Source organism: Buttiauxella sp. AC142, assembly GCF_979253435.1.
Window position 1 is genome coordinate 3,923,038 of sequence record NZ_CEEDCH010000001.1, and the last position, 24,530, is coordinate 3,947,567.

The 24,530-nt window shown below is 50.3% G+C and carries 20 protein-coding genes; 12 read left to right on the top strand and 8 right to left on the bottom strand.

The annotated features are described in order from the left end of the window. Positions 1-279 precede the first annotated feature (279 nt). Positions 280-2,298, top strand: coding sequence for an oxidoreductase (locus tag AC0IWZ_RS18180; RefSeq protein WP_471678757.1), 2,019 nt, complete (start codon positions 280-282; stop codon positions 2,296-2,298). A 107-nt stretch (positions 2,299-2,405) separates the two neighbouring features. Here AC0IWZ_RS18180 and rlmG read toward each other — a convergent pair whose 3' ends face one another. Beyond that, a complete protein-coding gene (gene rlmG, locus AC0IWZ_RS18185; protein WP_471678756.1) occupies positions 2,406-3,542 on the bottom strand; it encodes a 23S rRNA (guanine(1835)-N(2))-methyltransferase RlmG in 1,137 nt (378 codons plus the stop codon). A gap of 106 nt (positions 3,543-3,648) precedes the next feature. On the opposite strand from rlmG, the gene AC0IWZ_RS18190 reads away from it, so the two are divergent. Next, the gene (locus tag AC0IWZ_RS18190; RefSeq protein ID WP_471678755.1) at positions 3,649-4,149 is read left to right on the top strand and encodes a M48 metallopeptidase family protein; all 501 of its coding nucleotides are present in this window, start codon (positions 3,649-3,651) and stop codon (positions 4,147-4,149) included. 55 nt (positions 4,150-4,204) lie between these two features. Here AC0IWZ_RS18190 and AC0IWZ_RS18195 read toward each other — a convergent pair whose 3' ends face one another. Continuing rightward, entirely contained in the window at positions 4,205-5,842 is a 1,638-nt protein-coding gene (locus AC0IWZ_RS18195) for a glycerone kinase (protein ID WP_471678754.1), read from the bottom strand. Between the two features lie 135 nt (positions 5,843-5,977). Here AC0IWZ_RS18195 and AC0IWZ_RS18200 point away from each other — a divergent pair, with 135 nt between their 5' ends. Beyond that, positions 5,978-7,480 (top strand): helicase HerA-like C-terminal domain-containing protein, encoded by a 1,503-nt coding sequence (locus AC0IWZ_RS18200; RefSeq protein ID WP_034498756.1) that lies wholly within the window; start codon positions 5,978-5,980, stop codon positions 7,478-7,480. Positions 7,481-7,551: 71 nt separating this feature from the next. Here AC0IWZ_RS18200 and lptG read toward each other — a convergent pair whose 3' ends face one another. Both lptG and lptF read right to left on the bottom strand, forming a co-directional pair. Further along, a complete protein-coding gene (gene lptG, locus AC0IWZ_RS18205) occupies positions 7,552-8,631 on the bottom strand; it encodes an LPS export ABC transporter permease LptG (protein ID WP_034498758.1) in 1,080 nt (359 codons plus the stop codon). Beyond that, positions 8,632-9,735, bottom strand: a complete 1,104-nt coding sequence (gene lptF / locus AC0IWZ_RS18210) for an LPS export ABC transporter permease LptF (RefSeq protein ID WP_034498760.1) — start codon at positions 9,733-9,735, stop codon at positions 8,632-8,634. A gap of 275 nt (positions 9,736-10,010) precedes the next feature. Here lptF and pepA point away from each other — a divergent pair, with 275 nt between their 5' ends. The 3 genes from pepA to AC0IWZ_RS18225 all read left to right on the top strand — a co-directional run bounded on the left by pepA (position 10,011) and on the right by AC0IWZ_RS18225 (position 14,907). Further along, positions 10,011-11,522 (top strand): leucyl aminopeptidase, encoded by a 1,512-nt coding sequence (gene pepA, locus AC0IWZ_RS18215; protein WP_034498761.1) that lies wholly within the window; start codon positions 10,011-10,013, stop codon positions 11,520-11,522. A gap of 64 nt (positions 11,523-11,586) precedes the next feature. Further along, positions 11,587-12,045 carry a DNA polymerase III subunit chi gene (locus AC0IWZ_RS18220; protein ID WP_034459595.1) on the top strand — a complete coding sequence of 153 codons (459 nt, stop codon included), beginning with the start codon at positions 11,587-11,589 and terminating at the stop codon, positions 12,043-12,045. 6 nt (positions 12,046-12,051) lie between these two features. Continuing rightward, complete coding sequence (locus tag AC0IWZ_RS18225; RefSeq protein WP_471678753.1) at positions 12,052-14,907, top strand: valine--tRNA ligase; 2,856 nt, start codon at positions 12,052-12,054, stop codon at positions 14,905-14,907. 63 nt (positions 14,908-14,970) lie between these two features. On the opposite strand, the gene AC0IWZ_RS18230 is transcribed toward AC0IWZ_RS18225, so the two are convergent. Continuing rightward, positions 14,971-16,164: a YjgN family protein gene (locus tag AC0IWZ_RS18230; RefSeq protein ID WP_410374010.1), complete on the bottom strand. Its 1,194-nt coding sequence runs from the start codon at positions 16,162-16,164 to the stop codon at positions 14,971-14,973. A gap of 198 nt (positions 16,165-16,362) precedes the next feature. Between AC0IWZ_RS18230 and AC0IWZ_RS18235 the strand changes: the two genes are divergently transcribed. Next, entirely contained in the window at positions 16,363-16,866 is a 504-nt protein-coding gene (locus AC0IWZ_RS18235) for a GNAT family N-acetyltransferase (RefSeq protein WP_471678752.1), read from the top strand. Here AC0IWZ_RS18235 and miaE read toward each other — a convergent pair. Together miaE and rraB are read right to left on the bottom strand one after the other, a co-directional pair. Further along, positions 16,863-17,621: a tRNA isopentenyl-2-thiomethyl-A-37 hydroxylase MiaE gene (gene miaE / locus AC0IWZ_RS18240; protein ID WP_471678751.1), complete on the bottom strand. Its 759-nt coding sequence runs from the start codon at positions 17,619-17,621 to the stop codon at positions 16,863-16,865. The two genes, AC0IWZ_RS18235 and miaE, sit on opposite strands and share 4 nt — an antisense overlap. Before the next feature lie 56 nt (positions 17,622-17,677). Further along, a complete protein-coding gene (gene rraB, locus AC0IWZ_RS18245) occupies positions 17,678-18,094 on the bottom strand; it encodes a ribonuclease E inhibitor RraB (protein WP_410374013.1) in 417 nt (138 codons plus the stop codon). Positions 18,095-18,192: 98 nt separating this feature from the next. Between rraB and argL the strand changes: the two genes are divergently transcribed. Both argL and argF read left to right on the top strand, forming a co-directional pair. Beyond that, positions 18,193-18,261 (top strand): putative translational regulatory protein ArgL, encoded by a 69-nt coding sequence (gene argL, locus AC0IWZ_RS18250; RefSeq protein WP_410374052.1) that lies wholly within the window; start codon positions 18,193-18,195, stop codon positions 18,259-18,261. Then, a complete protein-coding gene (argF, locus tag AC0IWZ_RS18255; protein WP_471678750.1) occupies positions 18,258-19,265 on the top strand; it encodes an ornithine carbamoyltransferase in 1,008 nt (335 codons plus the stop codon). Before argL ends, argF begins: the two co-directional genes overlap by 4 nt. A 43-nt stretch (positions 19,266-19,308) precedes the next feature. Here argF and AC0IWZ_RS18260 read toward each other — a convergent pair whose 3' ends face one another. Next, the gene (locus AC0IWZ_RS18260) at positions 19,309-19,761 is read right to left on the bottom strand and encodes a NanQ anomerase/TabA/YiaL family protein (protein ID WP_064560959.1); all 453 of its coding nucleotides are present in this window, start codon (positions 19,759-19,761) and stop codon (positions 19,309-19,311) included. Between the two features lie 566 nt (positions 19,762-20,327). Here AC0IWZ_RS18260 and speFL point away from each other — a divergent pair. The 3 genes from speFL to potE all read left to right on the top strand — a co-directional run bounded on the left by speFL (position 20,328) and on the right by potE (position 24,359). Further along, complete coding sequence (speFL, locus tag AC0IWZ_RS18265) at positions 20,328-20,432, top strand: leader peptide SpeFL (protein ID WP_115627191.1); 105 nt, start codon at positions 20,328-20,330, stop codon at positions 20,430-20,432. Between the two features lie 326 nt (positions 20,433-20,758). Then, the gene (gene speF / locus AC0IWZ_RS18270; protein WP_471678749.1) at positions 20,759-22,921 is read left to right on the top strand and encodes an ornithine decarboxylase SpeF; all 2,163 of its coding nucleotides are present in this window, start codon (positions 20,759-20,761) and stop codon (positions 22,919-22,921) included. Positions 22,922-23,042: 121 nt separating this feature from the next. Further along, positions 23,043-24,359 carry a putrescine-ornithine antiporter gene (gene potE, locus AC0IWZ_RS18275; protein ID WP_471678748.1) on the top strand — a complete coding sequence of 439 codons (1,317 nt, stop codon included), beginning with the start codon at positions 23,043-23,045 and terminating at the stop codon, positions 24,357-24,359. Positions 24,360-24,530 lie beyond the last annotated feature (171 nt).

The following is a 24,530-nucleotide window of genomic DNA, read 5'->3' on the forward strand; positions in this document are numbered from 1 at the left end:
ATTAAATAAAAAATAAAAGAGTCTGATAATTCATAACTGGTGGAAATGAAAAACCGAGATACATAATAAATATCCCCTTTAAAAAGGTTATTTATGAATAGAGAAACGCAAATTCATAACTTTGACGGAACCAGGCAGGAAAAGTCATCAGTCAAAAAACATCTGCATTTTTTGATTCCCATCACAATCATTCGACAACTTTCCCCCATTTTCTCTGCTTCCCGCTAAATTACTAACTCATCCGACCACATAATAATAATGACCCTGCAGGAAGAGAATATGAGCTATCCGTCGCTGTTTGCCCCGCTGGACCTGGGTTTTACCCAGCTTAAAAACCGAGTGCTGATGGGTTCGATGCACACCGGGCTTGAAGAGCACCCGAACGGTGCCGAACGTTTAGCAGCCTTTTATGCCGAGCGCGCGCGCCATGGTGTGGCGTTGATTGTCACGGGCGGCGTAGCCCCTTCACCTTCGGGCGTTGGCGTGGAAAGCGGCGCGGTGCTCAATGACGCAAGCCAACTTGCCCATCATCAAGTTGTGACCGAAGCCGTACACCGTGAAGGTGGCAAGATTGCGCTGCAAATCCTGCATACCGGGCGATATAGCTACCAACCCAACCCGGTTGCCCCATCTGCCATTCAGGCACCGATTAACCGCTTTAAGCCTCACGCGCTGAGCCACGAAGAAATCCTGACCCTCATTGAAGAGTTCGCTCAATGCGCGAGCCTGGCGCAACAGGCTGGATACGATGGCGTCGAAATCATGGGTTCCGAAGGCTATCTGATTAACCAGTTTCTGGCAGCCAGAACCAACCAGCGCGACGACGAATGGGGCGGCGATTACTCGCGGCGTATGCGTTTTGCCATCGAAGTCGTGCGTGCGGTTCGCGAAAAAGTCGGTGCGAATTTCATTATTATTTATCGCCTGTCGATGCTGGATTTGGTCGATGGCGGCGGCACCTTTGACGAAGCCGTAGAGCTTGCGAAAGCTATCGAAAAAGCAGGCGCGACGTTGATCAACACCGGTATCGGCTGGCATGAAGCTCGCATTCCAACCATTGCCACGCCGGTTCCGCGCGGGGCATTTAGCTGGGTGACGCGCAAACTGAAAGGGCTTGTTTCGATCCCGCTCGTCACTACCAACCGAATTAACGATCCACAAACAGCCGAGAAGATCCTTGCTGATGGCGATGCCGATATGGTGTCGATGGCGCGGCCATTCCTCGCCGATGCCGAGTTTGTTTCTAAATCGCAGCAAGGTCGCGAAGATGAAATAAATACCTGTATTGGCTGCAACCAGGCATGTCTGGATCAGATATTCCTCGGCAAAGTCACCTCCTGCCTGGTGAATCCTCGTGCCTGCCACGAAACCAAAATGCCCGTTGTTCCGGCATCAGTTCGTAAAAATCTGGCCGTGGTTGGCGCAGGCCCAGCAGGATTAGCTTTTGCCGTCAACGCCGCAGCACGCGGCCACAAAGTGACGCTATTTGATGCCGCTTCGGAAATTGGCGGGCAATTTAACATCGCCAAGCAAATTCCCGGCAAAGAGGAGTTTTACGAAACGCTGCGCTATTACCGTCGTATGTTAGGGATTACGGGCGTGGAAGTTCGCCTGAATCAGTACGTCACCGCCCCGCTGCTTAAAGAGTTCGACGAGATTATTCTCGCCTGCGGTATCGAGCCGCGTCTGCCGCTTATTGACGGGATCATGCATCCTAAAGTTCTGAATTATGTCGATGTACTGCGTGAGAAAGCTCCGGTGGGTGACCGCGTGGCGATTATTGGTGCCGGAGGTATTGGCTTTGATACGGCGATGTATCTGAGCCAGGAAGGAGAGTCCACCAGCCAGAATATTGCTGAGTTTTGCGTGGAATGGGGTATCGACACCAGCCTGCAACATGCGGGTGGGTTACGCCCGGAAGGTGCTCAACTGCATAAAAGCCCGCGCAAGATTGTCATGTTGCAACGCAAAACCAGTAAACCGGGTGAAGGATTAGGCAAAACAACAGGTTGGATCCACCGCACAACGCTGCTGGCGCGTGGCGTAAAAATGCTGGCAGGAGTCACTTATGAACGCATAGACGACGAAGGTTTGCACATTACGGTAGGCGGAGAGCCGCAGACATTAGCCGTGGATAACGTGATTATTTGTGCCGGGCAAGATTCGCGTCGTGAGCTGGCGCAACCGTTGCGCGAACTGGGGAAAACGCTGCATTTGATTGGTGGTGCGGATGTGGCGATGGAACTGGATGCCCGACGTGCAATCGCGCAAGGCACCCGTTTAGCGCTAGAAATTTAGCGCTAAACGTCGGATGACACTGCGCTTATCCGACCTACAGGCCAGGTTTTGTAGGGTGGATAAGCAATAAGCGTCATCCACCACTTTTAGCAGAAGTGACCAAACGTTTAGCGGAGACGGCCTAGTTTCACGGCTTTAAGCACCACAAATTTCTTATTGGTCGCAACAGTGTCGCAGTTACCGAAGATCTTTTTCAGTTTGTGGTAGTAATCCAGATGGCGGTTAGCAACGATGTACAGCTCGCCGCCATTTTGCAGACAACGACGCGCATGGTGGAACATTTCCCACGCCACCTGATCGGTCAAAGAGTGCTGCTGATGGAACGGCGGGTTACACAGAATCGTGTTAAAGCGGTACGGCTCCACACCTGACAATGCGTTGTTAATCATAAACTCGCAGCGTTCCAGGTTTTCCGGCATGTTGAATTCGACATTCTTCTGGCTAGATGCAACGGCCATCGGTGATTCATCAACAAATACCACTTTCGCTTCTGGGTTTTGCTCAAGCAAGTGCAGGCCAATCACGCCATTACCACAACCTAAATCGACAATTTCACCTTCCAGATTGGTTGGCAGATTCTCGATAAAGAAGCGTGCGCCGATATCCAGACCGGTGCGGGAAAAGACGTTTGCGTGGTTGTGAATCGTCCACGGCGTGCCTTCCAGCTTCCAGCTCAGGGTTTCCGCAGTGTCTTTCAGAACCGGTGCGCTGAACGTTGCGTTGATCAAACGCGCTTTTTTCCACGCCAGAGTGGTGGTGGTCGGCCCGATGATTTTCTCAAACAACTCGATGGTGGAGTTGTGAATATCACGCGTTTTAGCACCCGCAATAATACGAGTTTCAGGCGTCACGACTTCATGCAGGGCGCGCAATTGCTGCTCGAGCAAAGCTAAGGTTTTAGGGATCTTAATCAGAACCACGGCTGGAGCTTGTGGATATTTCGCGGTGCTATCGAGGAACGTGACGCTGGACTCAACGATGCCGTTCTCGCGCAGGTTCTCACGGATAGCCAGTTCGCTAAGATACGAGTCGCTGATGCTATACGGCTGGTGTTCAGCCAGCACGCAAGACAGCGCCCCGAAATTGTCATTAAAAATCAGGACCGGGCCACTGATTTCGATTTCGTCCAGTTGCTGCAAAAGATAATCATCGGCAGCTTCCCACGCCTGTAGTGGGTTAACGTCGTCCGTTTCTGGAAAACGTTTTAGTGTCAGTGAACGGAAACCGTTGTCTAATTGGCTCATCGGCCCTCCTGGATGGTAAAATTTCGGCTAATCCCCGAATGGGGGCGTGAGTATACCCTTTTTTTTCCAAACTGCCTTTTGAAAGACGTCAAGCAAGAGAGAACTCATGAGCAATTTAACTTATCTGCAGGGATATCCGGAACATTTGCTCTCGCAGGTTCGTACCCTGATTGCGGAACAACGTCTGGGCGAAGTGCTGCAAAAACGCTACCCGGATACGCACAACATCACCACCGACAAAGCGCTGTATGCCTGGACGCAAGATTTGAAGAACCAGTATCTGCGCAATGCGCCGCCGATCAATAAAGTGGCGTATGACAGCAAAATTCATGTGCTGAATAATGCGTTGGGTTTGCACACGGCAGTATCGCGCGTTCAGGGAAATAAGCTGAAAGCTAAAGCGGAGATTCGCGTGGCAACGGTGTTTAAAAATGGGCCAGAAGCCTTTTTACGCATGATTGTGGTTCACGAACTCGCGCACCTGAAAGAGAAGGATCACAACAAGGCATTTTACTCGCTGTGCTGCCATATGGAGCCGCAATATCATCAGCTTGAGTTTGATACGCGGCTTTGGTTGACGCAAATGGCGTTAAGCGGCCAGGCTTAACCGGGGAAAATGGTGGATGACGCTAGCGCTTATCCACCCTACAAAATCGACACAATCACTTCATTCCTGCAAACACCGCCGCAATCGCCACCGCTCCAGGGTCTTTCACCCCGTTCAGGTTTTCGCTGTTCACATATGATGAGCGCCCGGCGTTGGCTTTTTGCATCTGTGCGGTAGCTTCAGCCCCTTTATTCGCAGCCGTCACCGCAGCGCTCAGGTCGCTGTTTTTCAAGGCTTCGAGCGCAGGCTGCAACGCGTCGATTAAGGTACGATCGCCTAAATCAGCGCCGCCGTAGCGTTTCATCTGCTCAAGCCCAAACAGCAAGGCGTCTGCAAGAGGCTGCTTTTTAGCGACTTCCTGCCCGCTGGCGGTAAAGAAAATCGACATCAACACGCCGCTCGAACCGCCCATTACCGTTGCTAAACGCTCGCCTATTAATTCCAGCAGTGCCGCCGTGTCGTTTAATGGCAGCTTGCCGTCATCGTTAAGCTGCGCGATTTCCCTCGCCCCCAACGCGAACGTCGAGCCAGTATCGCCATCGCCCACTTTGGCATCCAGCGCATTCAATGCATCTTCCTGCTCGATAAGCGTGCGGGTAATGGTGGCGACCAGCGCTTTAACGGCGTCGTTTTCTGACGGTTTCGCATGGGTTCCGCCGTGGATCACTCGGTGCTTTTGCAGCGGCATTGGGTCGAGTTTCACCAGCGGTTGCCAGCCCGCAGTTTCAACATCGGCCTGCAACGCTTCGATAAATGTCTCATTGAGCGCGATGGCAGAAAGCGAGAACCCTTTCATATCTAAAGCGGTCACCAGTGCGGCAGGGCCAATCAAATAGTCGATTTGCTCTTTGAGTTCTGAATGCACCAGCTCTTTCGTCAGCAGGGCCATTTCCAGCGCAGACGTTCCACCAAGGTTATTGATGAGCACCGCAAGCCGGGCTTCCGGCCCCGTAGCCTTGCGCAGGTGTGTAACCAACGCGGCAATCGTCTTCTGGCTGTTTTGGCTATCAATTGTGCTGGCTCCAGGCTCGCCGTGAATCCCGAGGCCCAACTCGACATGACCTTTTTTGATGCGCCCTTCTTCATCATTCTGACCCGGAAGATTACAAGTTTGCATGGCGACCCCCATGCTGGCAATGCTGTCGCAAGCAAGTTGCGCGATGTCTCGAACATCGCTTAATGACTTGCCCTGCTCTGCGGCATAGCCCGCAATTTTGTGCACTAAAATCGTTCCGGCAATGCCTCGCGGCTGTTTATTGTCGGGCAGCGAAACATCATCGCCGACGATAACCATCTCGACTTTCAGCCCATGCTTTTTAGCGCGTTCAGCGGCGAGGCCGAAATTAAGACGATCGCCGGTGTAGTTTTTGACGATGAGTAGACAACCCCGGTCGCCAGTCACTGCCACAATCGCGTTCAACACAGCGTCTACACTCGGCGAGGCAAATAAATCGCCACACACTGCCGCAGTTAGCATCCCTGTACCGACAAATCCTGCATGTGCCGGTTCATGGCCAGAACCACCACCAGAAATTATCGCGACTTTGCTTTTGTTCCAGTCTTTGCGCACGACGACGCGGATGGCGGGGTCAGTATCTAAGCGGGTCAGATTGCGAAAACGAGAACTGATAATGACGCCTTCAATGGCGTCGTCGACCATGTGCTTACGGTCGTTAAAGAAGAATCTGGACATAGTTTCCCAATAATAAGTAATACATATGCAAAGCATAGCCTTTGCTGCGAGAGCTGCCGCAATCCTGGATTTTGGCTAATGACGAACGTCTGCCGCTTGCTATGCTTATGGAAATGTCGCCACAGGGAATTCATCATGATTGCGCCGCTCCTGATTGCCAGAACCACCGAACAAGAACTGCATTTGCTGCCCAGTATGGCGAACCGTCATGGGCTGATAACCGGCGCTACGGGTACGGGTAAAACTGTCACACTGCAAAAGTTGGCCGAATCGTTTTCCGAAATTGGTGTGCCGGTATTTATGGCGGATGTTAAGGGCGATCTCACCGGCGTTGCACAAGCTGGCGTCGAGTCTGAAAAGCTGCTCGCAAGGCTTGCAAAAATCGGTGTGAATGACTGGTCGCCACATGGTAATCCAGTGGTGCTGTGGGATATCTTCGGCGAGAAAGGCCACCCGGTGCGGGCAACGGTTTCTGACCTCGGGCCACTCCTGCTTTCACGGTTACTCAACCTCAACGACATTCAGGCCGGGGTGCTGCAAATCATCTTCCGTATTGCTGACGATCAGGGCCTGTTACTCCTCGATTTCAAAGATCTACGCGCGGCGACTCAGTATATCGGCGATAACGCCAAATCGTTCCAGAACCAGTACGGTAATATCAGCAGTGCGTCTGTCGGAGCCATTCAGCGTGGGTTGTTGCAGCTTGAACAACAAGGCGCCGAGTTTTTCTTTGGCGAGCCGATGCTGGATATCAAAGACTGGATGCGCACCGATGCAAACGGCAAAGGCATTATCAATATCTTATCCGCCGAAAAGCTCTATCAAATGCCAAAGCTATATGCTGCCAGTTTGCTCTGGATGTTGTCAGAAATCTATGAGCAATTGCCCGAAGCGGGGGATCTGGAGAAACCGAAGTTGGTGTTCTTCTTTGATGAAGCGCATCTGCTGTTTAACGATGCACCGCAAGTGCTGCTCGATAAAATCGAGCAGGTGATTCGCCTGATTCGTTCTAAAGGCGTTGGCGTTTACTTTGTTTCCCAAAATCCATCAGATATTCCGGATACGGTGCTGGGGCAGCTTGGTAACCGCATTCAGCATGCGCTGCGCGCCTTTACTCCCAAAGATCAGAAAGCGGTGAAAGCAGCAGCGCAAACCATGCGTGCTAACCCTAAATTTGATACTGAAAAAGCGATTCAGGAGTTGGGTACCGGCGAAGCTCTCATCTCTTTGCTGGATGAAAAAGGCAGCCCGACGGTGGTCGAACGTGCGATGGTTATCGCCCCTTGTTCACGTATGGGGCCCGTGACTGATGATGAAAGAAATGGGCTGCTAAACCACTCGCCATTGTACGGGAAATACGACGAAACCGTTGACCGTGAATCGGCTTATGAGCGCCTGCAACAAGGTGTTCAGGCCGCAGGTGAGCAACAAAATGCACCACCCGCGAAAGGCGAATCAGTAGCCGTTGATAACGGTATTCTTGGTGGGCTGAAGGATATTCTGTTTGGCACCACCGGGCCACGCGGCGGCAAGAAAGATGGCGTCGTGCAAACCATGGCGAAGAGCGCTGCGCGCCAGGTGACGAATCAAATAATACGCGGTGTGTTGGGGAGCATTATGGGCGGGCGTAAACGGTAATCTTCCTGATAAATAAGAAAGAAGTGGTGGATGTCGCTGACGCTAATCCACCCTACAAAACCAATCAGTTATTAGCCTGAGCGCTTCATCATCAACCACAAACTGATTAAGAAGAACGTCGCACTTGGCAACAACGCACCGAGAATCGGCGGAATGTTATACACCAGGCTCAGTGGGCCAAAGATTTGGTCGAGCACGTAGAACACGAAACCGAAGCTGATACCGGTGACGACACGCACACCCATTGGCACGCTACGCAGCGGCCCGAAGATGAACGACAAGGCCATTAACATCATCACCGCAACAGAAAGTGGTGCAAAGATTTTGCTCCACATGTTGAGCTGATAACGCCCGGCGTCTTGCCCGCTGGACTTCAGGTACTTCACGTAATTATGCAGGCCGCTTATCGAGAGCGCATCCGGGTCAAGAGCAACGACACCGAGCTTGTCCGGCGTGAGCTTGGTTTTCCACTCACCGCTCACAGTCTGAGCACCGGTAATTTGCTTCTCATTGCTCAGGTTAGATTCATCAACCTGAGACAACCGCCATACTTTGTGTTCCGCGTCGTACTGTGCGGAGGCGGCATAGCGAACCGATTGCAACCGACGATCCTGGTTAAAGCTGTAGATACTTATTCCCGCGAGGTCGTTGTCGCTTTTCACGCGTTCGATATAGACGAAGTTCTGGCCATCTTTCGCCCACAAACCTTGCTGCGTGGTTAACAACGAACCGCCGTACATTTGTTGTGCACGGTAGTTACGCGCCATTTGTTCGCCTTGCGGGGCAACCCATTCACCAATCGCCATCGTCAGCAATACTAGCGGAATCGCCGTTTTCATTACTGACAATGCAATTTGCAGACGCGTAAAACCCGATGCCTGCATGACAACCAGTTCACTACGTTGCGCCAGCATCCCCAACCCCAGCAATGCACCAAGCAGTGCAGCCATTGGGAAGAAGATTTGAATGTCTTTTGGCACACTCAGAACGGTATACACACCCGCGCCTAAAGCGGAATAACTGCCCTGCCCGGCTTTTTTGAGCTGGTCGACAAACTTAATAATGCCCGACAGCGACACCAGCATGAACAATGTCATCATGATGGTGGTGAAGATGGTTTTACCGATATAACGGTCGAGAACACCAAACATTTATGCCGCTCCTCGTGTTTTGCTAAAGCGTGCACGTAGCTGGCGCATCGGCACCGTGTCCCACACGTTGAGCACCACTGCGATGGCAAAATAAACCAGGTTAACCAACCACATCCAAATCATCGGGTCGATTTTCCCCTTCGCTGCGTTAGATTTCAGCGAGGTCTGAAGCAGGAAGAAGACCAGATAGAGCAACATGGCAGGCAACATAGAAAGCACGCGACCCTGGCGCGGGTTGACCACGCTTAACGGAACCACCATCAATGCCATAATAAATACGGTCACAATCAGCGTTAAACGCCAGTGCAGTTCGGCTCGCGCATTTGGCGCATCGCTTGCCCATAAAGTACGTAGGTACATCTGACTGGAATCATCAGGGTCAAGCGCTACGGTCTGGTGCCCCACAATTGCCTGGTAATCCTGGAAGTCGGTAATGCGGAAATCGCGCAATAATGCGGTCCCTTCAAAGCGTGTGCCGGTGTTTAGCGTGACAACCTGCGAGCCGTCCGGGCGTTGAGATAGCTGGCCGGAATCTGCCACCACCACGGAAGGGCGCGCATTGCCTTTCGGGCGTAATTGCGCAAGGAACACATCTTTGAAGCTGGCGCCGTCTACGCTTTCAATAAACAGCACAGAGTTACCGTCAGTCGCTTGCTGGAACTGCCCCTGAGCGAGTGCCGCCATTCCAGGGTTAGCCTTGGCTTCCGCCAACACTTCGTCCTGGTGACGAGAGGACCATGGTCCTGCCCACATCACGTTGACGGTTGCGACCACGCCGGTAAAGAGTGCGAGAATCATTGCAGCTTTGATAAGCACCGCTTTACTCAAGCCACAGGCATGCATTACCGTGATTTCACTCTCGGTATACAAACGGCCAAGCGTCATGAGTAGCCCAAGGAAAAGGCTAAGAGGCAGGATGAGCTGCGCCATTTCAGGCACACCTAGTCCTAAAAGGGAAAATACGAGATTTGTCGGAATTTCGCCGTCAACCGCCGCACCCAGTATCCTGACCAGCTTCTGACAAAAAAAGATCAGCAGCAGGATGAAAAGGATCGCAAGTTGGCTTTTGAGCGTCTCCCGAACCAGATATCTTATGATAATCACATTAAATACGCCTGTGAAAACGAGTCTTTTTGCAGGAAAATCGCTTGTTTCATCGCTTATACGTCATTTATTCTCTTGAGTCGTCGAAAACATCGCTAAGATTAAAAAGCCCGGCATGATTCTGGCGCAGGGTGATTTAAATGACGTCGCCGAAACTGTAAAAACATACTCGTAAGATTAACACGAAGTCATCGCAACCGCGGAGATGAGTTACGAAAGCTTGCAATTCTAGCCGTAGCCACCGCCGTTGTCTTTAAGATTCAGGAGCGTAGTGCATGGAGTTCAGTGTAAAAAGCGGTAGCCCCGAGAAACAGCGTAGTGCCTGCATCGTTGTGGGAGTCTTTGAACCGCGTCGCCTGTCCCCGGTCGCCGAACAACTCGATAAAATCAGCGATGGCTACATCAGCGCACTTTTGCGCCGTGGTGAGCTTGAGGGAAAACCCGGTCAAACTTTATTGCTTCACCACGTTCCGAACGTGCTCTCCGAGCGCATTCTGCTGATTGGGTGTGGCAAAGAGCGTGAGCTGGATGAACGTCAGTATAAGCAAGTTATCCAGAAAACAATTAATACTCTAAATGATACTGGCTCGATGGAAGCCGTTTGCTTCCTGACCGAACTGCACGTTAAAGGCCGCAACACTTACTGGAAAGTACGCCAGGCAGTGGAAACGGCAAAAGAGTCTTTGTATAGCTTCGATCAGCTGAAGACCAATAAAAGCGAGCCACGTCGCCCGCTGCGTAAAATGGTCTTCAATGTGCCAACTCGCCGCGAACTGACCAGCGGTGAACGTGCGATTCAGCACGGCCTGGCGATTGCTGCGGGCATTAAAGCCGCGAAAGATTTGGGCAATATGCCACCAAACATCTGTAATCCTGCGTACCTGGCTTCTCAGGCGCGCCAGTTAGCGGATGCTTTCAGCAAAAACGTAGTGACTCGCGTGATTGGCGAACAGCAGATGAAAGAGCTGGGCATGCACTCTTACCTCGCGGTAGGGGATGGTTCCCAGAACGAATCGCTGATGTCCGTCATCGAGTACAAAGGCAGCACCGATCCTGAAGTGCGCCCAATCGTGCTGGTGGGTAAAGGCCTGACGTTCGACTCCGGCGGTATTTCCATCAAACCTGCCGAAGGCATGGACGAGATGAAATACGACATGTGCGGTGCCGCTTCTGTTTACGGCGTGATGCGCATGGTGGCCGAACTGAATCTGCCGATTAACGTGATTGGCGTGCTGGCAGGCTGTGAGAACATGCCTGGCGGGCGTGCTTATCGCCCAGGTGATGTGCTGACTACCATGTCTGGCCAGACGGTAGAAGTGCTGAACACCGATGCCGAAGGCCGCCTGGTGCTGTGTGATGTGCTGACCTATGTTGAGCGCTTCGAGCCTGATGTGGTTATCGACGTGGCAACGTTAACCGGCGCGTGTGTGATTGCCCTTGGCCATCACATTACCGGTTTGATGTCTAACCACAATCCGCTGGCGCACGAGCTTATCGGCGCGTCCGAACAAGCGGGTGACCGGGCATGGCGTCTGCCAATCAGTGATGAGTATCAGGATCAACTGGAATCTAACTTTGCTGATATGGCAAACATTGGTGGCCGTCCTGGTGGCGCAATTACCGCAGCCTGCTTCCTGTCGCGCTTTACCCGTAAGTACAATTGGGCGCACCTGGATATCGCAGGTACGGCATGGCGTTCTGGTAAAGCCAAAGGTGCGACTGGCCGCCCGGTTGCGCTGCTGTCACAATTCTTGTTGAACCGCTCAGGGTTTAACGGCGAAGAGTGATTTAGCGCCCTCACCCTCTCCTCCGGGAGAGGGTAAAACCCATTACCTGGAAAAAGCTGGCTCAATGAAAAACGCGACGTTCTACCTGCTCGACAACGACACGCCTTCCGGTGAGTTGAGTGCCGTTGAAGCGTTGGTTTGTGAACTGGCGGCAGAAAGCTTTCGCGCAGGCAAGCGCCTGCTGATTGCTTGTGTTGATGAACAACAGGCTATCCGTCTGGATGAAGCACTCTGGCAGCGCGATGCGCATGCATTTGTCCCTCATAATCTTGCCGGTGAAGGGCCACGCTACGGCGCCCCGGTGGAACTGGCCTGGCCGCAACGTCGTGGAAGTTCACCACGCGATGTGCTGATTAGCCTGTTGCCGCAGTTCGCAGATTTTGCCACCGCTTTCCATGAAGTGATAGACTTCGTACCTTACGAAGACACTCAAAAACAACTGGCCCGCGATCGCTACAAAGCCTATCGCGTTGCTGGTTTCCACTTGACTACGGCGACTCATACCCCGCCGGGAACGACATAGCAGACAATGGAAAAGACATATAACCCGCAAGATATCGAACAGCCGCTTTACGAGCATTGGGAACAGCAGGGCTACTTTAAGCCAAATGGCGATACCAGCCAGGAAAGCTTCTGCATCATGATCCCGCCGCCGAACGTTACCGGCAGCTTGCATATGGGTCACGCCTTCCAGCAAACGATCATGGACACCATGATTCGTTACCAGCGCATGCAGGGTAAAAATACTCTGTGGCAGGCGGGGACTGACCACGCCGGCATCGCGACGCAAATGGTCGTTGAGCGCAAAATTGCCGCCGAAGAAGGCAAAACACGCCATGATTATGGCCGTGACGCCTTTATCGACAAAATCTGGCAATGGAAGGCTGAGTCTGGTGGCACTATCACCCGTCAGATGCGTCGTCTCGGCAACTCCGTAGACTGGGAGCGCGAACGCTTCACCATGGATGAAGGCCTGTCCAACGCGGTGAAAGAAGTGTTCGTCCGCCTGTACAAAGAAGATCTGATTTATCGTGGCAAACGCCTGGTAAACTGGGACCCGAAACTGCGCACCGCAATTTCCGATCTGGAAGTTGAAAACCGCGAATCTAAAGGTTCTATGTGGCACCTGCGTTATCCGCTGGCTGACGGCGCAAAAACCGCTGACGGCAAAGATTACCTGGTTGTCGCAACTACCCGTCCGGAAACCGTGCTCGGTGATACCGGCGTGGCAGTGAACCCAGAAGATCCGCGTTATAAAGATCTGATCGGTAAATTTGTTGTGCTGCCGCTGGTTAACCGTCTTATTCCGATCGTGGGCGATGAACACGCCGATATGGAAAAAGGCACCGGCTGCGTGAAGATCACGCCTGCTCACGACTTTAACGACTACGAAGTTGGCCGTCGTCACGCCCTGCCAATGATCAACATTCTGACCTTTGACGGTGATATCCGTGAGAGCGCAGAAGTGTTTGATACCAACGGCGAAGAAGCCGATGTGTATAGCAATGAGATCCCAGCTCAGTTCCAGAAATTAGAACGTTTCGCGGCGCGTAAAGCTGTGGTTGCTGCGTTCGATGAAATGGGTCTGCTTGAAGAGATCAAACCACACGATCTGACCGTTCCATACGGCGACCGTGGCGGCGTAGTTATCGAGCCAATGCTGACCGACCAATGGTACGTGCGCACTGCACCGCTGGCGAAAGTCGCGGTAGAAGCGGTTGAGCAAGGCGACATTCAGTTCGTGCCGAAGCAGTACGAAAACATGTACTTCTCCTGGATGCGTGATATTCAGGACTGGTGTATTTCTCGTCAACTGTGGTGGGGTCACCGCATCCCAGCCTGGTACGATGCCGAAGGCAACGTGTACGTTGGCCGTAACGAAGCGGAAGTTCGTGCTGAAAACAACCTCGGCGACGACGTTGCACTGAACCAGGACGAAGACGTTCTGGACACATGGTTCTCTTCCGGTCTGTGGACATTCTCCACGCTGGGCTGGCCTGAGAACACCGAAGCGCTGCGCACCTTCCACCCAACCAGCGTGATGGTCAGCGGCTTCGACATTATCTTCTTCTGGATTGCGCGCATGATCATGCTGACCATGCACTTCATCAAAGATGAAGACGGCAAACCACAGGTTCCGTTTAAAACTGTCTATATGACCGGTCTTATCCGCGATGACGAAGGGCAGAAAATGTCCAAGTCCAAGGGTAACGTCATCGATCCACTGGATATGGTTGACGGTATCTCCCTGGAAGACCTGCTTGAGAAGCGTACCGGTAACATGATGCAGCCACAGCTGGCTGAGAAAATCCGTAAGCGCACCGAGAAGCAATTCCCGAACGGTATTGAACCACACGGCACCGATGCGCTGCGATTTACGCTGGCAGCGCTGGCGTCAACCGGTCGCGACATCAACTGGGACATGAAGCGCCTGGAAGGTTATCGCAACTTCTGTAACAAGCTGTGGAACGCCAGCCGTTTCGTGATGATGAATACCGAAGACCAGGATTGCGGCTTTAACGGTGGCGAAATGGTTCTGTCTCTGGCAGACCGCTGGATTCTGGCGGAATTCAACCGCACGGTGAAAGCATATCGTGAAGCGCTTGACAGCTATCGCTTTGATATCGCTGCCAACATTCTGTATGAATTCACCTGGAACCAGTTCTGCGACTGGTATCTGGAGCTGACCAAACCGGTAATGAACAGCGGCACTGAAGCGGAACTGCGCGGTACGCGTAATACGCTGATTAACGTGCTGGAAGGTCTGCTGCGTCTTGCGCATCCGATCATTCCATTCATCACCGAAACCATCTGGCAGCGCGTGAAAACCTTCAAAGGCATCACCGAAGATACCATCATGTTGCAACCGTTCCCGTCATATAACAGCGCACAGGACGATGAAGCTGCGTTTGCAGATACCGAGTGGCTGAAGCTGGCAATCACCGCAGTACGTAACGTTCGTGCTGAGATGAATATCTCTCCGGGCAAACCACTACCAGTATTGCTGCGCAACGTCAGTGCAGAGGCGGAACGTCGCGTTAACGCGAACCGTACCTTCCTGCAAAATCTGGCGCGTCTGGAAAGCATCACCCTGCTGCCTGCTGATGATAAAGGCCCGGTTTCCGTGACCAAAATCATCGAAGGTGCAGAGCTGCTGATTCCAATGGCAGGCCTGGTCGACAAAGCCGCTGAGCTTGCGCGTCTGGATAAAGAGATGGCGAAGCTGGATGTTGAAATTACATCCATCGAAAACAAGCTGTCCAACGAAGGTTTCGTGGCGCGCGCGCCAGAAGCTGTTGTCGCAAAAGAGCGCGAACGTCTGGCTGCCTGTGGCGAAGCTAAAGTAAAACTGGCTGAGCAAAAAGAAACTATCGCTGCGCTGTAATTGAGTGCTTTAATGTGAAAAGGCCGGGAGATTCCCGGCCTTTTTTATGAGTATAAATATTGGTTAAAAACTAATGTTTGGAGTCAGGCCTCGAGAAAGACGGCTCACAATATCGTTGGCAATTTTTTCGTTATGATCCTGCAAATCTAATTCGTCCAGATCACCATCAACCCAGGTATTTCGTGCCAAATATTTACAATAGCGTACTCGCGCCCATGGGTAGCCCACGCCTAAAGTACAACCTGTTATCAATGCATTGATTATTAACTGGCTTAAAAAACCGGCTACCGTCAGCGTCGAGCGAAAGGTAAAATGCTCGCTAAGCGAGATGGTTTTATAATAATAATTACGCATTGTGACATAGAGATAGCTTGCCCAAAGTAATATGCCAAACATATAAATCAAATAGCCAATAAACATTGCTGTTCCTGATGACTGAAGTTCATTGGCAATAGCCTCGGGATCGCCCTGACTGGATAATATTTTTATATAAGCAGGGACTTCCAACTTCAAGACTATCAAAAGAACAGGAATCAACATCAACATACTCATAAGGCTAATGCTGACGATTTTTTTGATACTAATTTTGGCAGTGAAATTGTTTTTACCAAAACTTAAATGGTTGAATAATAAATTTAACCAAAGTGCCGAGGAAACACCCTGCACAACGGCCATCCCCAAAACTCCCACAACTAAAGCGACAACACTGGTAATGATGATCCGATCAAATTCAAAAATCGAAGCCGACCGGCAAGTCAGCATGATAAGAGTACAAACCAGAAGCACACCCAGCATCATTATTAACGGACAACCCAGCATCACCCACCATGCTTTAAAGCCTGAACACCGAAAATTAAAACGCACATTATTGAGGGTAGTAGACTGCAACTGATAACGTAAACTTTGCACCAATAAATATGGCACAAATAGTATTAATGCGGCCCCCAAACACACGGCAACGAAAGTGTGTCTACCAATAACAGCGCCTTCTAAAGCGAAAATATAAATCAACATACACAGCCAACTGGCAAATAGAGAACGACCTGTTGCATGGTAAGTAAAGCATGAGCCAGATAATTCTGTATGGCTATAAAGATATTGCTTAGAACGCACCAGTGCCCATGCACCAAAAATGCCAAATGTAATTATTATTAATAATAAATTGACTATGCACACTCTAAAATAGCCACTACCTGTCCCATTAAAAACCAGATTTCTGGTTTGTTTTTCTTTTATTACAACTTGCTGATCTGTCATATATCTCCCTCAGGATTGCATCCCTGTCTCTTCGTGAACGATTTCTTTTCATACTCTTGCCGACTGTTATCTAACCACACCTCTTCGTGTTTAAATAATCCGAAACGGGAGTAACAAAACAGCTTAGAAACTTGCTTGTTAAGTTTCACAGTGGTATTAAAATGAGCTGTCTTTACCCCATCATTAATGAGTCACGCTATGAATCTTGCTGCTCCGGTTGAAATCGCTCTGCGCCGGATAACCGCCCACGACAATGCGGCTATCGCGGGTGTCATCCGCGAAGTCTCTGCTGAATATGGTTTAACTGCCGATAAAGGCTATACCGTTGCAGACCCTAATCTGGATGAACTGTTTCAGGTTTACAGCCAGGCAGGGCACGCATTCTGGATTGTGGAACTGGACGGCAAAGTGGTTGGTGGCGGAGGCGTCGCGCCGTTAACCTGTAGCGAGCCGGATATTTGTGAATTGCAGAAGATGTATTTCCTGCCGGTCGTGCGTGGCAAAGGGCTGGCAAAAAGGCTGGCATTGCAGGCGATGGATTTCGCCCGCGAAGAAGGTTTCAAGCGCTGCTACCTCGAAACGACGGCATTCCTGACAGAAGCCATCGCGCTGTATGAACGCTTAGGGTTTGAACATATTACTGAGCCGCTGGGCTGCACCGGGCATGTTGATTGCGAAGTGAGAATGCTGAGAACGCTTTAAGTCGGCACGCCACTATGAAAACGGAATTCGCTATCAGGGCTGCTAATTAAAGCGGCCTCGACTTCCCCAAAGAAACGCACCCGATCGCTGATATCTCTCCCGGCAATTTGTTCGGCTAATGCTAAATAATCCTGATAATGCCGGGCTTCTGAACGCAATAGCGACAAATAGAATTTCTGTAGATCTTCATCCAGATGCGGTGCCAGTGCGGCAAACCGCTCACAGGAACGCGCTTCGATATACGCCCCGCAAATCAGTTTATCCACCAGCATGACAGGCTCGTGCGTTCGTGTTTCGCTCAGCAAACTTTTGGCATAACGGCTGGCGGTCATTTTCACGTAGGGAATGTGGCGAGCGAGCATAATCTCGCGTACCTGCCAGAAGTGATGCAGCTCTTCTTTAATCAACAAAACCATACTGTCGATAAGCTGCTGGCCCCAGGCGCTGTCCGTTTTGGGCATCACGCTTTTGCTCAGGGTTTTATGCAGTGCAATAAAATCAGGTTCTGCCCCCTCACGGAAAGCGAAGTCCTCGTAGGGTTTTAGCCAATCAAGTAAAAACTGCGCACTGCTTTTATCGGCAACGTATTTGCGAATCAAAAACATCGCGGTTTGTGCAGCTTTGAGTTCACACACCAGATGGTCTGTCAGCAATAACGGTAAATGCTCCGGCTGGCGGGCTTTTTCAATCCAGGCTTCTGGCGTTGGACAATGCAGGAAATTCAATACCGGGGAGAGGAGTTGCGGGTAGTTCATAAGGGTTGTTATTGATCCTTGATGTGCAGCGGCATCACACCGCTGCACGGAAGATATTAGTGGCGCACGCCGTCGTCGTCTTCGTCGACTTCATCCTCGTCATCGCCTTCTTCACCGTTCGGGTCTTCGAAGTAAGTGCCCCAACCGTCATATTCCACACCGAATTTCTCAGCGAGGTTCAGCAGTTGTTCGACTTGCTCGTCCAGTAATTCAGCCTTCAGCGCAGATTCGCTCAGCACGTCACAGCAGATTACCGTTTCACCCTCTTCGACTTCCAACTCTTCCGGGTCAGTGACTTCGTAACCCATTTTGAATGCTTCAACCGCGGCTTTCTCAAGAGTTTCGAAATCATCTGCGGAAAGGTGATGCTCGATAGTGTACAGCGCATCAGGATCGCTGCCGTCTTCCAGTAATTCTTCAATAATCAAACGCGTTTCTTCGCGTTGCTCTTCCAGCAGTTCTGGATTTGCCATGGCCCTTTCCTCAATTTGTAGGCAGATACTTCTATTTTCACACACGGCTGAGTTTGCCTCCACCTTTCCCGCTAAAGTTTTTACGCGAGGGGTTGCAAATGAATAACCATACATATAAATTGAATTTATATTCAATAAATGGCGTGCGCCATGTGAGGAAAATATGAGTCACTTTTATCAAAAGCATTTTCTGAAATTACTGGATTTCACCCCTGCCCAACTTCACGAACTACTCGCCCTTTCAGCCAGCCTGAAAAAAGACAAGAAAAAAGGCACTGAAGTTCAGCATCTTACTGGTAAAAACATCGCGCTCATCTTCGAAAAAGACTCGACTCGTACGAGGTGCTCTTTCGAAGTTGCCGCATTTGACCAGGGTGCACAAGTGACTTATCTCGGCCCAAGCGGCAGCCAGATTGGGCATAAAGAATCAATTAAAGATACCGCGCGCGTTTTGGGCCGCATGTACGACGGCATTCAGTATCGTGGCTTTGGCCAGGAAATCGTCGAGACGCTGGCACAATACGCGGGTGTACCGGTGTGGAACGGACTGACCAATGAGTTTCATCCAACGCAGTTACTGGCCGATTTACTGACGATGCAAGAGCAATTGCCGGGCACAACATTCCAGCAGATGACGCTGGTTTACGCCGGTGATGCACGTAATAACATGGGAAATTCAATGCTGGAGGCTGCCGCACTCACCGGGCTTAACCTACGCCTGGTGGCCCCACAAGCCTGCTGGCCGGATGAAAAACTGGTAACGGAATGCCAGGCTCTGGCAGCTCACAATGGCGGGAACATTACGCTGACAGAAGATATTGCGGCGGGCGTAAAAGGTGCCGACTTCATTTATACCGATGTGTGGGTGTCGATGGGTGAAGCCAAAGAAAAATGGGCTGAGCGTATCGATCTGTTAAGGGCATATCAGGTAAACAGCAAGATGTTGGCACTGACCGGTAATCCTGATGTGAAATTCATGCACTGTCTGCCTGCTTTCCACGATGACCAAACGACGCTGGGCAAGCAAATGGCGGAGCAGTACGGTATGCATGGCGGAATGGAAGTGACAGATGAAGTGTTTGAGTCGGCTAATAGCGTGGTATTTGACCAGGCTGAAAACCGGATGCACACCATTAAAGCGGTGATGGTCGCGACGCTGGCTGACCTTTAATAGTTAATGGCGGAGGGCGCTAGCCATCCGCCACCATCATTGATTACGCCATCAACATCTTCACTACGACTTTACGCACGGTCGCAGGTTTCCCCACCGCACACAACGGTTTGTGCACCTCACCTGGATAGAACACCACAAAATCCCCTTCATTCAGGATGACGGTTTTTTCCTGCTCACCTTCTGGCAAGAATGCGATGTCTTTATCAGCCAGCCAATCAGTTTCAGGCGTGCCCGCAGGCAGGCAGCTAAAGGTCATGCCTTCCTGGCCGCGCATCACAATCTGAATGTCCAGGTAGCGCTGGTGAAATTCAGCCGGGCGCTCTGCGATAGGCTGTGTGCTGTCTTCTGAAACCAGCATAAACAGGCGATTGCCGTCGATATCATGCTTGCCCAACGGAGTTTCTGGGGTTATGTGCTGTTTAACGTGCTCAATCGCCTGACGCAGTTCTTCCGGAAGCCAGGATTGCAAAGCATGAATGTTGCCGATAATCATAATCAATACCTTTTTGAAACGATGTTTTATTACGGTATTTATACGAGCATTCATCTTTTGCCGCCACGAGTTTTTTTAGAAAACCGGTGTTGTCTCCAAAAAATGCACAAACAGATGATTAAAACCTCCGAGGGATGACAGCGCAGAGAGATGATTCAAAAAATGGTGAGCAAATAGCATTTATTGCTAACATCATTCTCGTGAATAAAAATGCACCAACTAATACAAAATAAGCATTTTGATGAATATCACCGCCTGCCTGACATGAAGGGAATTCATTAACAATAGAGCTTCATTTTGTTAGCAAATTTAAAGCTCAACCGCTGCAGGCTAAACATTGATGCGATTAATCCCGCTCCAGAGAAGTTTATTTTTCAAGTATCGTCTATTTTGCAATTAATAACTTCACATATTAATAACCCAGGCTATTGATAACTTATTCAGTCGTTTTCAAATAAAACGATGTTTTGTTATTTACACAAAAATCAAAAGTGACCGACATCACAGTTTTATAAACTAGCCTGATTACAATAGCCCCGATTTCCAAAAATGAAGGGAAATAGAAAATGGAAAATAATAATAAGGCCATGCCACACATTCGACGTATTACGCATATTATGATGCTGATACATCGTAGCTGCTTTGACTTCCACCTTTTCAACTCTAAGTAATCTCCCCCCTAACGGCATCTGCTTTTGCGGATACTCGTTCCTGCTTGTCACCAAACACTGATAAACCCAGTAAACCATTGAACAGGGTTGCTATTATCCATTGTTTTGCGTGCGGCATTTGACTATCCAAATTAACAGACAAGCCTGACTGGTGAATCAATCACCTGGCATTTATCGACTCTTATCAATAATTCCATATTAAGAATTATTGCGGGTAGCTATTGCCTTTAAAAAATAATAAAGCATCGGAATCCCATCAGGGAATATCTGACGGCTATGCCATATCTAAATTTTACGCATTACAAACATTAGAGAACATAAGCAAAATGGAAAAATTAAAAATAGCGGTTAATACCAGCACAACTGAATGCTTTAGTACCGATCGCGAAATCGTCGATATTACTCATACTAATTTCACTGATGTGTCTGCTGCTGTTATTTCCGTGAAAGATGCTATCTCAGGGATGTTGAATACTATTGAACAAACGGGCTTCGGCATTCCAATTTTTGTCGCGGTTTGTTGTGAAGAAGAGTTGCCTGCTGAAGTGCTTCCACGCGTCACCGGGGTGTTTGAACTGTGCGATGGAAATGTGGATTTCTACGGTAAACAACTGGAAGCCGCAGCGGTTAAATATGAAAAAGAAGTGCTGCCGCCGTTCTTTGGCAGCCTGGTGGAATATGTGCAGCAAGGCAATGCCGCTTTTGACTGCCCAGGGCACCAGGGCGGCCAGTTCTTCCGCCGTCACCCAGCCGGACGCCAATTCTTTGATTACTTTGGCGAAACGCTCTTCCGTTCTGACCTATGTAACGCTGACGTCTCGATGGGTGATTTACTGATTCACGAAGGCGCACCATGCACCGCACAAATGCATGCGGCGAAAGTGTTTAACGCCGATAAAACCTACTTCGTTTTAAACGGGACGTCTTCCTCAAACAAAGTGGTGCTCAATGCGCTGCTGGCACCGGGAGATTTGGTGCTGTTTGACCGTAACAACCATAAATCAAACCACCACGGCGCATTGATTCAGGCGGGTGCCACACCTGTTTATCAGGAAACAGCTCGCAACCCGTTTGGTTTTATTGGCGGTATTGATGCCCATTGTTTTGAAGAAAAATATTTGCGTGATTTAGTGCGCGAAGTGGCTCCAAATCGTGGCGCTGAAAAACGCCCGTTCCGCCTTGCGGTTATTCAGTTAGGCACCTACGACGGCACCATTTATAACGCGCGTCAGGTTGTCGATAAGATTGGTCATCTGTGCGACTACATCTTGTTTGATTCTGCCTGGGTAGGTTACGAGCAATTCATTCCGATGATGAATGACTGCTCACCGCTGTTGCTCGAACTGAATGAAAACGATCCAGGGATTCTGGTGACGCAGTCTGTGCATAAGCAACAAGCGGGCTTCTCCCAAACCTCACAAATTCATAAAAAAGATAAACATATCAAAGGCCAGGATCGTTACGTGAATCATAAGCGGATGAACAACGCGTTTATGATGCACGCCTCCACCAGCCCGTTCTATCCGTTGTTCGCAGCCCTGGACGTCAACGCCAAAATGCATGAAGGCGAAAGCGGTAAACGCATGTGGATGGATTGCGTAAAAGTGGGGATTGAGACGCGTAAGTTGCTGTTAAAACTCTGTAAACACATTCGTCCGTTTGTGCCAGAAACAGTCGAAGGCCGCAAATGGGAAGATTTTGATACTGAGGTGATGGCGAACGATCTGCGTTTCTTTAATTTCATCCCCGGCGATCGCTGGCACTCATTTGAAGGCTACGCAGAGCATCAATATTTCGTTGATCCTTGCAAACTGATGCTAACCACGCCAGGTATCAACGTTCAAACCGGTGAGTACGACAAGTTCGGTGTCCCTGCAACTATCCTCGCCAACTTCCTGCGTGAGAACGGCATCGTGCCGGAAAAATGCGACCTGAACTCCATTCTATTCCTGATGACGCCTGCGGAAGATATGGCAAAGATGCAGCATCTTGTTGCCCAAATTGCGCGTTTTGAACGCCTGATTGAAGAAGATGCGCCACTCTGCGACGTTCTGCCTTCCATCTACAAAACCTACGAAGAACGTTACCACGGCTACACCATCCGCCAGCTGTGCCAGGAAATGCACGATTTGTATGTCAGTCACGACGTGAAGCAGCTGCAAAAAGAGATGTTCCGTAAAGCTCACTTCCCGAAAGTCGTCATGAATCCTCAACAGGCAAATATTGAGTTTGTGCGCGGAAACGTTGAATTAGTGGCGTTATCGCAAGTTGAAGGTCGCATCGCCGCTGAAGGTGCTCTGCCCTATCCTCCAGGCGTTTTATGCGTGGTTCCAGGGGAAATCTGGGGCGGCTCTGTGCAGCGTTATTTCCTGGCGCTGGAAGAAGGGATCAATTTGTTACCTGGCTTCGCGCCGGAGTTACAAGGGGTTTATATCAAGCTGGATGAGGACCGCAAAAAACGCGCGTATGGCTATGTTATTAAACAATAAATCTGAAATCAAAAAGCGTCAGGGTTACTGGCAAAAATTGATTCTTCCATAAAAAAAGAAACAGCGAAGAAGCGTGACGTTACCGGTTCTTCGCTACTCAAAATTATTAAAGGAACAGATTATGAGTAAAACTAACAACAAAATGGGCGTCGTTCAGCTCACGATTTTAACCGCGGTAAATATGATGGGTTCAGGGATCATCATGCTGCCGACTAAATTAGCGGAAGTGGGCACGCTGTCGATAATTTCATGGTTAGTGACCGCTCTGGGTTCGATGGCCCTGGCTTACGCGTTCGCGAAATGCGGGATGTTTAGTCGTAAATCAGGCGGGATGGGCGGCTACGCAGAGTATGCCTTTGGCAAATCTGGCAACTTTATGGCGAACTACACCTACGGGGTTTCGCTGCTGATTGCCAACGTCGCGATTGCTATCTCAGCCGTGGGTTACGGCACCGAATTACTCGATGCGACCTTATCCCCAATCGGGATTTGTGTCGCCACAATCGGGGTGTTGTGGCTCGCCACGGCGGCAAACTTTGGCGGCGCACGCATTACCGGACGTATCAGCGGCGTCACCGTCTGGGGCGTCATTATTCCGGTGCTGGGGATTTCAGTCATCGGCTGGTTCTGGTTTAGCCCGACTTTGTATATGGAGTCCTGGAACCCGCACCACCTTCCTGTTTTTGAAGCGGTCGGTTCTTCCATCGCCATGACGCTGTGGGCATTCTTAGGTTTGGAATCTGCCTGCGCAAATACTGATGTGGTGGAAAATCCTGAGCGTAATGTGCCTATCGCGGTACTCGGCGGCACGTTGGGCGCAGCTGTTGTTTACATCATTTCTACCAACGTGATTGCCGGTATCGTGCCAAACATGGACCTGGCCAATTCAACCGCACCGTTTGGTTTAGCCTTTGCGCAGATGTTCACGCCTGGCGTAGGTAAAATCATCATGGCGTTGATGATTATGTCTTGCGTCGGTTCGCTGTTGGGCTGGCAGTTCACCATCGCTCAAGTGTTTAAATCCTCTGCTGACGAGGGATATTTCCCTAAAGTTTTCTCCAAACTGACCAAAGCCGATGCGCCTGTAAAAGGCATGATTGTTATCGTGCTTATCCAGACCGGGCTGTCGTTAATGACCATCAGCCCATCGCTGAATAAACAGTTCAACGTGCTGGTTAACCTGGCGGTCGTCACCAATATTATCCCTTATATCCTGTCGATGGCGGCGTTGGTGATTATCCAGAAAGTGGCGAATGTGGCGCCGAACAAAGCGAGCATTGCCAATATCTTCGCGTTCATTGGTGCGATGTATAGCTTCTACGCCCTGTATTCATCTGGTGAAGAAGCTATGATGTACGGTGCCATCGTGACGTTCCTGGGCTGGACGCTGTATGGCCTGATTTCACCGCGCTTTGAACTGCGCAATAAGAATGCCTGAGAGCAACGCCTTCGGCGGGATTGAATGCGGATAAGTATTCACAGCAACCGATTGCTAACAGGCAAAATATGTGAATTATTCGCTTGAAGTGTCCTCTTACATGCGTATAATGCGCCACAATTTGCCGGAGGAAACATGGCCCAGTGTGTTCAAAAAAATGCCACACAACGT